The sequence below is a fragment of the Acinetobacter sp. LipI_23 genome (assembly GCF_058243045.1).
In genome coordinates, this window is the sequence record NZ_JBZAYJ010000001.1 from 2931018 (window position 1) to 2943682 (window position 12665).

General features: G+C 43.1%; 10 protein-coding genes. 7 read left to right on the plus strand and 3 right to left on the minus strand.

The genetic code is table 11. From position 1 onward, the window contains the following. Positions 1 to 127: 127 nt before the first annotated feature. The 7 genes from leuS to AC4CVD_RS14425 all read left to right on the plus strand — a co-directional run bounded on the left by leuS (position 128) and on the right by AC4CVD_RS14425 (position 10166). A complete protein-coding gene (gene leuS / locus AC4CVD_RS14395; protein ID WP_490753362.1) occupies positions 128 to 2749 on the plus strand; it encodes a leucine--tRNA ligase in 2622 nt (873 codons plus the stop codon). 178 nt (positions 2750 to 2927) lie between these two features. Further along, the gene (locus AC4CVD_RS14400; protein WP_130235268.1) at positions 2928 to 3437 is read left to right on the plus strand and encodes an LPS-assembly lipoprotein LptE; all 510 of its coding nucleotides are present in this window, start codon (positions 2928 to 2930) and stop codon (positions 3435 to 3437) included. A gap of 12 nt (positions 3438 to 3449) precedes the next feature. Next, positions 3450 to 4439, plus strand: coding sequence for a DNA polymerase III subunit delta (gene holA, locus AC4CVD_RS14405; RefSeq protein ID WP_078388511.1), 990 nt, complete (start codon positions 3450 to 3452; stop codon positions 4437 to 4439). Between the two features lie 115 nt (positions 4440 to 4554). After that, positions 4555 to 5889, plus strand: coding sequence for a MacA family efflux pump subunit (locus AC4CVD_RS14410; RefSeq protein ID WP_114837681.1), 1335 nt, complete (start codon positions 4555 to 4557; stop codon positions 5887 to 5889). Between the two features lie 2 nt (positions 5890 to 5891). Continuing rightward, complete coding sequence (locus AC4CVD_RS14415; protein ID WP_058870313.1) at positions 5892 to 7883, plus strand: MacB family efflux pump subunit; 1992 nt, start codon at positions 5892 to 5894, stop codon at positions 7881 to 7883. A gap of 9 nt (positions 7884 to 7892) precedes the next feature. Continuing rightward, positions 7893 to 9308 carry an efflux transporter outer membrane subunit gene (locus AC4CVD_RS14420; RefSeq protein WP_490753363.1) on the plus strand — a complete coding sequence of 472 codons (1416 nt, stop codon included), beginning with the start codon at positions 7893 to 7895 and terminating at the stop codon, positions 9306 to 9308. A 594-nt stretch (positions 9309 to 9902) separates the two neighbouring features. Beyond that, the gene (locus AC4CVD_RS14425; RefSeq protein WP_078390218.1) at positions 9903 to 10166 is read left to right on the plus strand and encodes a hypothetical protein; all 264 of its coding nucleotides are present in this window, start codon (positions 9903 to 9905) and stop codon (positions 10164 to 10166) included. Between the two features lie 92 nt (positions 10167 to 10258). Here AC4CVD_RS14425 and AC4CVD_RS14430 read toward each other — a convergent pair whose 3' ends face one another. The 3 genes from AC4CVD_RS14430 to orn form a co-directional block, all read right to left on the minus strand. After that, positions 10259 to 11062: an enoyl-ACP reductase FabI gene (locus AC4CVD_RS14430; RefSeq protein WP_004697637.1), complete on the minus strand. Its 804-nt coding sequence runs from the start codon at positions 11060 to 11062 to the stop codon at positions 10259 to 10261. Between the two features lie 144 nt (positions 11063 to 11206). After that, on the minus strand, positions 11207 to 11941 hold the full coding sequence (locus tag AC4CVD_RS14435; protein ID WP_010327547.1) for a Bax inhibitor-1/YccA family protein: 735 nt from the start codon (positions 11939 to 11941) through the stop codon (positions 11207 to 11209). Positions 11942 to 12099: 158 nt separating this feature from the next. Then, positions 12100 to 12654: an oligoribonuclease gene (gene orn / locus AC4CVD_RS14440; protein ID WP_004697635.1), complete on the minus strand. Its 555-nt coding sequence runs from the start codon at positions 12652 to 12654 to the stop codon at positions 12100 to 12102. Between the last annotated feature and the right edge of the window lie 11 nt (positions 12655 to 12665).

The following is a 12665-nucleotide window of genomic DNA, read 5'->3' on the forward strand; positions in this document are numbered from 1 at the left end:
CCGTACGGTTCCGGATTTATTTTCAGCTTGTTTAATTTCCTGCACAGCATAGCGCAAAATTCACTTTTAGGTGCATTTTGCGCTATGCTGTGCAACAAACTTTTTAACCATTGTTCTACATACGTATATGACTACTCACATTGACCCTGAATATCAAGCGAGCGCGATTGAACCTACCGTCCAACAAGACTGGGAAGCTCGTAAAGCCTTTAAAGTTGCCGACTCTGTAGAAGGTCCACGTCGTTATATCCTCTCGATGTTCCCTTATCCAAGTGGCAAACTGCATATGGGTCATGTGCGTAACTACACCATTGGTGATGTCATCAGCCGTTTCCACCGCCTTAAAGGGGAAACTGTCCTGCAACCTATGGGTTGGGATGCTTTTGGTTTACCTGCTGAAAATGCTGCAATTGCACACCAAGTTGCACCTGCAAAATGGACCTTTGAAAACATCGCATATATGCGTGACCAATTAAAAAAATTAGGTCTTTCAGTCGATTGGGATCGTGAATTTGCAACGTGTACCCCTGAATACTACCGCTGGGAACAGTGGTTGTTCGTGCAACTTTATAAAAAAGGCCTTATTTACCGTAAGTTATCTACCGTAAATTGGGATCCTGTGGATCAGACTGTACTTGCCAATGAACAAGTTGAAAATGGTCGTGGCTGGCGTTCAGGTGCATTGGTTGAAAAACGTGATATTCCAATGTATTACTTCCGCATTACCGACTATGCGCAAGAATTATTAGACGATTTAGACACCTTAAAAGACGGTTGGCCACAACAAGTCTTGACCATGCAACGTAACTGGATTGGTCGCTCACAAGGAATGGATATCACCTTCCCTTCAGCGAATCCTGAAATTTACGCAGATGGCCTTACTGTATTCACCACACGTGCTGACACCTTAATGGGTGTGACTTATGTTGCAGTTGCAGCAGAACATCCAATGGCGCTGAAAGCTGCGGAAAATAATGCTGAACTTAAAGCATTTATTGAAGAATGCCGTATGGGTTCTGTGGCTGAAGCTGACTTAGCTACCGCTGAAAAGAAAGGTATGGCAACAGGTCTGTCTGTGAAGCATCCTGTCACTAGTGAAGACATTCCTGTTTGGATTGCCAACTACGTGTTGATGTCTTATGGCTCTGGCGCTGTGATGGCTGTACCTGCACACGACGAACGTGATTTTGAATTTGCCAATAAATACGGCTTAACCATTAAACAAGTGATTGATGCTCAAGGTGCAGACGATGCAGACTTTGATGCTGCACAATGGCAAGAATGGTACGGCTCTAAAGAAGGTAAATTGGTCAATTCAGCAGAATTTGACGGTTTAGACTTCCAAGCTGCTTATGATGCGTTCCTTGCGAAATTAGAACCAACAACTCTTGCAAGTACGAAAGTTCAGTTCCGTTTACGTGACTGGGGTGTATCGCGTCAACGTTATTGGGGCTGCCCAATTCCAATGATCAACTGTGAAAAATGTGGTCAGGTTCCTGTACCTGAAGAGCAACTTCCAGTGGTCTTACCAACTGATGTCGTACCTGATGGCTCGGGTAACCCATTGAACAAGATGCCTGAATTCTACGAAACCAAATGCCCAAGTTGTGGTGGCGATGCACGTCGTGAAACCGATACCTTGGACACCTTTGTAGAATCATCTTGGTACTATGCACGTTATGCATCTCCTGATTTTACTGATGGTTTAGTTAAGCCTGAAGCTGCTCAAACATGGCTTCCTGTAAACCAATACATCGGTGGTGTTGAACACGCGATTCTGCACTTACTTTATGCACGTTTCTTCCACAAGTTAATGCGTGATGAAGGTGTAGTACAAGGCAATGAACCATTTACCAACCTGTTAACTCAAGGTATGGTCTTGGCAGACACTTATTACCGTGAAGCTGAATCAGGCAAGAAAACTTGGTTTAACCCTGCGGATATCGACCTCGAACGTGATGAAAAAGGTCGTATTCTATCTGCGAAATACCAAGGCGATGGTCAAGACGTGATTGTTGGCGGCCAAGAGAAAATGTCGAAATCGAAAAATAATGGTATCGACCCACAAGCTATTATTGATCAGTACGGTGCAGATACGGCACGTGTGTTCATGATGTTTGCAGCTCCACCAGATCAATCACTTGAATGGTCTGATGCAGGTGTAGAAGGAGCAAACCGTTTCTTGAAACGTGTATGGCGTTTGGTTGCCAGCTTCCTTGAAAAAGGCAATGCAGCATCTGCAATTGATACTGCTCAACTATCTACAGAAGCACAAGACTTACGTCGTAAAACGCATGAAACCATTCAAAAAGTGGGTGATGACATCGAACGCCGCCATGCCTTTAACACGGCTATTGCAGCAATGATGGAACTGTTAAATGCGAACAATAAGTTTGAAGCGAAAAATGATAATGATGTTGCGGTTGCTCGTGAATCGATTACAACGCTTTTAACTTTACTTGCGCCATTTGCACCACATTTAAGCCAGACTTTATTGGCTGAATTTGGACTAGACTTAACCAGCGTATTGTTCCCGACTGTAGACGAATCTGCACTCACACGTAATACGCAAACGATTGTTGTTCAAGTGAATGGTAAACTGCGTGGCAAATTAGAAGTGTCTGTCGATACATCGAAAGATGAATTGCTTGCATTGGCTAAAGCCTTGCCAGAAGTTCAACAATTCTTGACAGGTCCAACCAAGAAAGAAATTGTGGTGCCAAATAAATTAGTGAATTTGGTGGTTTAACTTAATCTCCCTGACTCCCTCTTTATTAAAGAGGGGAACTCCTCCCTTTTCAAAGGGAGGTCGGGAGGGATTTCTAAACAAAACCCAAACAAAGCCCGTTGCCAGTCAACGGGCTTTGCACATACAATCACGACATATTATTTTTCTTTTATCAAAAAGAGCAAACAGAGGACAACACATGCATTTAGGCAAACGTTTGGCAGCTATTGTTTTAACTTGTGGCCTAAGTGCTGGCTTGGTCGGGTGTGGCTTTCATTTAAAAGGCACCAATCCAAGCGCAACGCCGATTGCTTATTCAAAAATGAATTTGGTGCTTCCGAAGAACACCGATGAATTACATGAAAAATTGGCCATTTATTTGGGTGCGTCTGGTGTACAGCTGAGCAGTGGTTCAGATGCCTATGTGCTTCGCGTGCTAGACTATAAACCGCAGCGTTTAGAGCTGAACGGTAAACTGATTGAAGTATTACTACGCCTCAATGTCACCTTCCGTATTGAAGATGCACAAGGCCGTCCAATCACTGAACCACGCACCGTAGTCGCATCACGTAGTTATCAATACAACGTTGAAACGGTCAATACCGATGACCAAGAGAAAAACTATCTGAATCAAGTCATCGTGGATGATGTCGCGCAGCAAATTGTGCGTCAAATTTCATCGAACCGTCTACCACCTGCACAGCAGTAAGGTTTATTAACAATGAAACTTGACTATTTGCAAGCCTTAAAACGTGTCGATGAAGCTCGTGGCGCGTGGATTATGCAAGGTCAAGAGCCATTGCTTGAACAAAACTTACTGGATGCATTTCGAGCAAGTTGGCAAAAGCAAGAGATTGAACGACAACGGCATGACATCAGTAATGTCAATGACTGGAAAAATGTCTTTAATGCGCTCAACAGCTTGTCCTTGTTTTCAAGCCAGCTTGCCATTGAAGTTCATGGCAATATTAAACCCGATGCTAACGCTTTAAAGTTGCTAAAAAGCTATATCCAAAGCAATGAACAGAACTTGCTTTTGGTGGTGATGCCAAAACAGGACAGCGCCAGCCTAAAAACGGGCTTTTTCCAAACGGTTGAAGCCAATGGAGTGCATGTTGCCCTGACCGCGAATTATCCGCGTGATCGTCAGCAGATTTTAAGCATTGAAGCAGATAAGCTTGGGGTTAAACTGAGTCAGGATGCATGGCAGTGGCTAGAACAACACCATGAACACAACTTACTTGCAGCTAAAAATAGCTTAATGCGTGTCAGCGACACCTTTGCCGAGGTCGAGCTGATTCAGATTGATCATTTACATGCCTGCTTACAAGATCAGTCCCGCTATAGTACTTTCGATTTGAGTGATGCTCTGCTCGAAGGCAATCTGGCGCAATCGATTAAAATTTACCAATACCTGATTGCCTCAGGTGAACCCCTCAGTCTGATTTTGTGGAGCATAAGCAAAGAAATGCGTTTACTCATGCAACTGTTTGAGCAACCGCAAAATGCACTACAACTAGGGATTTGGAAGAATAAAGTCAGCGTCTATCAACAAGCATTACGTCGACTGAATCCGCAGTGCTTTTTAACGTGGCCCAGTCTCCTGCTTCGCATTGATGCTTCGATCAAAGGTTTGGGGCATGAAAATGCTGAACATGTCGTGATGCAAGCCATTGCAACGCTGTGTGGAAAATCACTCTTTCCCGCTTAAATTACCGCAACGAGTCTTTTAAAAATAATAATCATTTCTATTTGTTCAAAAAATTCACGATTTATCCGTATTTCGCTTTTATACTATCTGCAATTCTGTTTACTCCCTGATTCCAATGCAAAAAATAAAAGCTGTCAAAATGGTTATCGCGGTACTGTGTGTTGCCGTACTTGCTTATGTCGCGTGGACATATTTCAAACCAAAACAAGAACAACCACAATATATTAGCGAATCTGTCACTCGTGGTGATCTTGAAAATACGGTATTGGCGACAGGTACTTTAGATGCAACCAAACTGGTGAGTGTAGGCGCACAGGTCTCAGGTCAAGTACAGAAAATGTATGTGCAACTGGGTGATGAAGTTAAACAAGGTCAATTGATTGCGCAGATTGATTCAACCACTCAAGAAAACAGCTTCAAAACAGCAGAAGCCAATATTAAAAATTTGCAAGCGCAGCGTCTACAACAAGAAGCCAGTCTTAATGAGGCGCAACTGGCATATAAACGTCAACAACAAATGTATGCACAAGATGCTACATCAAAAGCAGAATTAGAATCGGCTGAGGCCAGCTATAAAACAGCACAAGCACAAATTAAAGCCATTGATGCACAGATTGAATCTGCAAAAGTAACCAAGTCGACTGCACAAACCAATATCGGTTATACCCGCATTGTGGCACCGACTGACGGTACCGTGGTGGCGATCGTGACTGAGGAAGGTCAAACTGTAAATGCCAATCAAAGTGCGCCAACTATTGTTAAAATTGCAAAATTGCAAAACATGACCATTAAGGCGCAGGTCAGTGAAGCGGACATCATGAAAGTTGAAAAAGGCCAACAGGTGTATTTCACCACTTTAGGTGATGACAGCAAGCGTTATGCTAGCCTACGTCAAGTTGAGCCCGCGCCAGACTCGATTACCGATGAAAGTACCACCAGCACATCAACCAGCACCGCAATTTACTACAATGCTCTATTTGATGTACCCAACCATGATGGCAAGCTACGTATTGATATGACTGCACAAGTCTACATCGTGCTCGATTCTGCAAAAAATGCGTTATTAGTCCCTTCTTCTGCAATTTCCAATCGTCCTGCAAATGCAAAACGTAACAGTGGTTCAAATACGCAAGCAGCGTCATCTACACAAACCAAATCGGACTCAGACCGTCCACAAGGTCCACGTCTTGAACGTCTAAATTTAAATGCAGCACAACAACAATTGGTTAAAGAAGGTAAAGCTACGCTGAGCGTAGTTCGTGTCTTACAAGCGGACGGCTCAGCTCAACCCAAACAAATTTTGGTGGGGATCAATAACCGTGTCAATGCACAGGTGCTTGCAGGCTTAAAAGAAGGTGATCAAGTGGTGATTGCAGACAGTTCAGAGAACTCTGCGGCTTCTGCCAATAGCAGCAACCGCCGTCGTAACAGTCCACCGATGGGAATGTAAGCATGACCAAAAAAGCCTTGCTTGAAGTCAGCAATTTGGTGCGAGAGTTTCCAGCTGGCGAAAGTACTGTCCAAATTCTCAAAGGCATTGATCTGACCATTTACGAAGGTGAATTGGTTGCCATTGTCGGCCAGTCGGGTTCAGGTAAATCGACCCTGATGAATATTTTGGGCTGTCTCGACCGTCCAACCTCAGGAAGTTATCAGGTCAATGGCCGCGAAACAGGTAAACTCGAACCAGACCAATTGGCTGAATTACGTCGTGAGTATTTTGGTTTTATTTTCCAGCGTTACCATCTTCTTGGCGACTTAACCGCAGAAGGTAATGTTGAAGTACCTGCCGTTTATGCAGGTGCAACACCGTATGCGCGTAAACAACGTGCCACTGCTTTACTGACAGAATTAGGACTGGGTAATAAAACTCAAAACCGTCCGAGTCAACTTTCTGGGGGGCAGCAACAACGTGTCTCGATTGCACGTGCCTTGATGAATGGCGGTGATGTCATTCTCGCCGATGAACCGACAGGTGCCCTAGACTCGCATAGCGGCGTGGAAGTGATGAGGATTTTGCGTGAGTTAAATGCCGCAGGCCATACTATTATTTTGGTCACCCACGATATGCAAGTGGCGAAAAATGCCTCGCGGATTATCGAGATCAGTGATGGGCAAATCATTGCAGACCGTGTCAATCAACCTGAGCACGACACTGAACTGCATAGCGATCCTGATGCAGAAACTGCGATTTCTGCCCAACAAGAAAAAAATAAAAGTGTCTCCGCATGGCGTTCCCTACTCGACCGTTTAGGTGAAGCCTTTCGTATGGCACTTTTGTCGATGAATGCGCACCGCATGCGAACCTTTTTGACCATGCTTGGCATTATTATCGGGATTGCCTCCGTCGTGACAGTGGTGGCTTTAGGAAATGGATCACAACAGCAAATTTTAAGTAACATCAGTAGTTTAGGAACCAACACCATTACGGTGTTCCAAGGTCGTGGTTTTGGTGACAACTCCAAAACGGCCAACTTTAAAACCCTTGTTCCTGCCGATGCTGAAGCGCTCGCCACCCAACCGTATGTGAGTGCGGTCAGTCCCATGGTGAGTTCATCCAAAACGATTCGCTATCAACAAAGTGAAGCCAATGCCACCATTAATGGTGTCGGTGGCGATTATTTCACAGTGAAAGGCCTGACCTTCAAAAATGGACAAACCTTTGACCAGCGGAGCGTCCGTGACCGCACCCAAGACGTGGTCATTGACACCAATACACAAAAACAGTTTTTTAGTGATGGTAGCAGTCCGATTGGGCAGGTCGTACTTTTAGGCAGTGTTCCTGCGCGAATTATTGGTGTAGTCGAACCACAAACCAGCGCTATGGGTTCCGACGATACTTTGAATGTATATATGCCCTACACCACGGTCATGAGTCGTATGCTCGGTCAAAGTAATGTGCGCAATATCGTAGTGCAAATCAATGATAAGTACTCCACCAGTGCGGCTGAAAATGCAATTGTAAACTTACTCACCTTGCGTCATGGTCAACAAGATGTGTTCACCATGAACAGCGACAGTATTCGCCAAACCATTGAAAAGACCACCAGTACCATGACCCTATTGGTTTCCGCAATTGCCGTGATTTCTTTGGTGGTAGGTGGTATCGGGGTAATGAATATTATGTTGGTCTCGGTCACCGAACGGACGCAAGAAATTGGGGTTCGAATGGCGGTGGGTGCGCGTCAAAGTGATATTTTGCAGCAGTTCCTGATTGAAGCCATCTTAGTCTGCCTGATTGGTGGGGTTTTAGGGGTATTGCTCTCGCTGGGTCTAGGACAAATCATTCAAAAATTTGCTGGGGGTAATTTCGGGGTTGCTTACTCAACCACGTCTATTATCGCCGCATTTGTATGCTCGACTTTAATTGGTGTGGTGTTTGGTTTCTTGCCTGCAAAAAATGCAGCCAAACTCGACCCTGTTGCAGCACTTGCCAGAGAATAAGGAAACAATATGCCTTTTTTATTAACGCGCCTTTGTACCGCGATGCTGCTTGGCAGCACCTTGGTTGGCTGTGCAGCTGTGGTTAAAACACCTTATCAAGCACCAGCGGTACAGACGCCGACCCAGTTTCAGTACGACAAAGTAACATCACAACAACGCCAACAAGCCCTGTATGCCGATCAATGGTGGACGTTATTTGGTGATGCACAGCTCAATCAACTGGTCGATGCCGTGCTCGCAAAGAATGCCGATTTGGCCGTTGCAGGGATAACCTTAAAGCAAGCGCGCTTACAAGCAGAACTGGCTGAGAATCAGCAAAAAATTAGAGTGAGTTCAAGTACAGGTTTATCTACTGGACATAGTTTTAATTTAAATGATGGAAATGACACATCAAGCGGATTATCTGCCAAAACAGGACTCAGTTATGAAGTCGATTTATTTGGTAAATTGGCCCGTCAAACTGAAGCAAAGCGATGGGAAGCACTGGCAACTGAGCAAGATTTGCAAGCCACTGCTCAAAGCTTAATTGGCACCACGGCGAAGTTATATTGGCAGTTGGCCTATTATAATGAAAGTTGTACAACTGCCGAGCAAAGCCTTGCGACCTCACAAAAACTGTATGACTTGGTTAAAGTTCAGTATCAAGCTGGGGCTGTATCAGGACTGGACTTAACTCAAGCTGAACAGTCAGTACAAAGTCAAAAAGCCAGTCTGAGTCAAATTCAGCAAAGTTTGGTCGAGACCCGTACCGCAATTGCCGTGTTACTGCATATGCCTGTACAGCAGTTGAATATTGATGAACCTCAGCGTTTACCACGCTTAGCTTTGCCAAGTATCGCAGCGGGCTTACCTGCCGACATTTTGTCGCGCCGTCCAGACTTAAAAGCAGCTGAGCTACGTTTACGAGAGAGTTTAGCGACCAAAGATGCCACCACGGCGAGCTATTATCCTTCGATCAGTTTGACTGGGAATCTTGGTTCAAGCAGTACCTCGCTAACGCAACTGCTCAAGAACCCAGCCCTCACCTTAGGCGCAAGTTTAAGTCTGCCGTTCTTACAATATAACGACATGAAACGTGACCTTGCGATTAGTCAATTGGACTATGAAAAAGCTATCGTGCAATATCGTCAGACCTTGTATCAAGCTTTTGCCGATGTAGAAAATGGATTGTCAGCACGTACTGAACTCAGTCAACAGGTACAATTGCAACAACGCAATTTGGAGCTTGCTGAAAAGGTAGAACGCCTGACTCAAGTGCGTTATCGCTATGGTGCCGTAGCTTTAAAAACCTTATTGGATCAACAAGAAACCACGCGTACTGCACGCTTAACATTGGTCAATACCAAACAGAGTCAGTACAACGCCTATGTGACGTTGATGCAAGCCTTGGGTGGAAGTCCTGTAAAAGAACTACCAAAACAATAGTCCTAGCGCTATTGTTTTGTTCTCTTATTCTTTCACCAGATCTGGATTATTCTGGATCTGGTGAATACGTTTAATCTTATCTTGATCATCAAAAACAACTTCATACGAAAGTTGCTGACCATTAAAATAAATCTCAGATAAACTAATAATATAACTAATCAAGAAACTGAGTATCAGATTGAAATTAGAAACTGTTGTATTTCACATATTTTATGTTTTGACGTAAATATTACTGGTTCATATACTGATAAAAAATAATTTTAAGATCAATTGGTTATATGGTGATGTACTATATAACAGTAATTACATACTTAAGGGATCGATAGCAGAAATTTTGTGTTTATCTAGCCTAGGTGTAACTTTATCTGAAGAAATGAAAAATGCTATTTTAGGTTGTTATCCATATTCTGAAAAAGTAGCAGGTAGAACAATCGAGTTAATTGTAGAAAATTGGGAAGATCATAAGTTTAATGGGTTTGATCTTAAACTTATAATATCAATACCCAGAGCAAGATTAACCTAGTAAGCACATTAATTAGAAGAAACACAAACCTAGGCCTATTATATGAAAGTTCTGTGCAAAAGGGGTTTTAAATGGCTGAGGAAAAAATGGTAGAAGTCTTTATTCCTGCGCTGGTGACATTGCTTGTCAGGGCAGAAGAAATTGCTAAAAGGCCACTTTCAAAAGAAGAAATATTACGAATCCGAGATAATGCCACAGTTATTATGACTCCGTTGTCAGCTATGCCTGCTCTATTGAAGAGCCGTGGCTACTATGATCTTTATGCTCCTGAGGCATGGGAGCAATGGCAACTTTATCGTGAAGGTGAACTTGATCTAAGTGTTCCAGAAAATTAAAACAGATAAAGTACCCTTATCATTTGTCAAATTTCACGTCAAAACAAAGCCGCTATCAAAGCGGCTTTATCAAATAATTTGAATCAATCTAATTAGTCATCGAGCATCAAGTCTGGGCTCATCCCCACAGTATTGAAACCTGCATCGACATACATGATTTCACCCGTAATACCATTTGCCCAAGGTGAGCAAAGGAATAATGCAGCATTACCCACATCTTCAATGGTCACATTACGTTTAAGTGGTGAAATTTTTTCGTTTACGTCTAACATTTTGCGGAACGATTTAATACCAGATGCCGCCAAAGTACGGATTGGGCCTGCTGAAATCGCATTCACACGAATCCCTTCTGCACCTAAGCTTGAAGCCAAATAACGTACACCCGCTTCTAATGATGCCTTCGCCATACCCATCACGTTGTAGTTTGGCATCACACGCTCAGAACCTTGGTAAGTCAAGGTCAACAAGCACCCTTGACGAACTAAAAGTAATGGCTTCGCAGCACGCGCCATAGCAATAAAGCTATATGCACTGATGTCATGTGCCACTTTAAAACCATCACGATCAGTTACATCGGTAAAGTCACCATCCAATGTATGCGCAGGCGCAAAACCAATCGAATGCACCACACCGTCTAAACCATCCCAATGTTTTGCCAATTCAACAAAAGTTTGTTCAATTTCAGCATCGACAGCCACATCACATGGTAGAACAATCGTTGAGCCAAATTGTGCTGCAAATTCATCTACACGTTTTTTCAGTTTTTCATTTGGATAGGTAAACGCAAGTTCCGCGCCTTCACGGTGAAGTGCTTGAGCAATACCAAATGCGATTGATAATTTACTTGCAATACCTGCTACTAAAAAACGCTTTCCAGCCAATAGTCCTTGTGCCATGTGACTCTCACTCAAAATAATTTATCTGCATAATGCCAAGTTTAAGTTGAAACCGAAATTGCATAATGCGCCTTTTTTCAATTCATCAACATTCAATAACAAATACGCCCCGATGAAGGGGCGTATTTGTTAAAACTGTGGAACTTAGTCGTCACCACGCAGCATGCTGAGTAGGCGTAGGAATGAATAGTACATCCACACCAGAGTCGCTAGTAGTGCAATACCACAAAGCCACTCCATCGCTTTCGGAGCGTGTTGAGCCGCAGCACTTTCAATTAAATCAAAATCTAGAATTAAGTTCAGTGATGCAATCACTGCAACAAAAGCGGCAAAACCTAGACCTAATAAGTTGTTTTCAAATAAAAATGGAATGCTTGAACCAAAAGCCAAACGCATAACCATCTGCACCACAAAGACAATCGCGATGGCAATCGATGCTGACATCACTACCGATTTGAATTTTTCAGTAGCACGAATAATTTGAAAACGATACAAACCAAACATCACTAAAGTGGTGACAAAAGTTGCCAACAGCGCTTGTAAAGGTACACCCGGATATTTCAATTGGAAAATGACCGACACCCCACCTAAAAAAGCACCTTCAAACAAGGCATATGGAATGGCAAGGGTACGTGCGGTATTTGGTTTAAAAGTTGCAATCAGGCCTAAAATTAGACCACCAATCGCACCGACTAAGGTTGCAGCATAGGCTAGCGAAATATTTAAGGTCATGAAACAGTAGAAAAACAGTGCCATACCGACCACAGCTGCAATCACTGTAAGTAATACAGACTTCTGAATAGCACCTTGAACAGTCATTGGTTGACTATAGTCCGCATGTGTTTCCACGCGGTTCAAAATAGGGTTATTACTTTGCATAACTCAACTCTTTGTTATAATTTAATTAATTTACTTTATCATAAAGCTTGTTTTAAACTTGTATAGCAAAAAAGTGTTTCTTTTTTCTACACCAATACCCTCAGCTCTATTCTATTCGATTTCAATAAAAAAGAGGCTAGCGCCTCTTTCTGTAATACTTATTTATTCATAATAAAAAAGTATTCACGATAATACTTCAGTTCCGCAATCGAATCACGAATGTCATCCATCGCTAAGTGTGAAGCATTCTTTTTCAAACCACTCATAATTTCTGGACGCCAACGTTTAGCCAACTCTTTTACCGAAGACACGTCTAAATTACGGTAGTGGAAATACTGTTCCATTTCAGGCATTAAACGGTGTAAAAAACGGCGGTCTTGACAGATTGAATTGCCACACATTGGTGAGCTTTTTGGATTGACCCATTTTTTTAGAAATTCTAAAGTTTGCTGCTCCGCATCTTGCGCAGTCAATTTACTGCGACGTACACGTTCAATTAAGCCTGATTGACCATGTTGGCGGGTGTTCCACTCATCCATTGCATTCAGCACACGGTCTGGCTGATGTACAGCAAGCACAGGCCCTTCAGCTAAAATATTTAAGTTATCATCCGTCACAATTGTAGCAACTTCAATAATTTGGTCATTATCAGTATCGAGACCTGTCATTTCAAGGTCAATCCAAATCAAACGCGTATCAGCGGTGCTGCTCATAAATGTGCAAT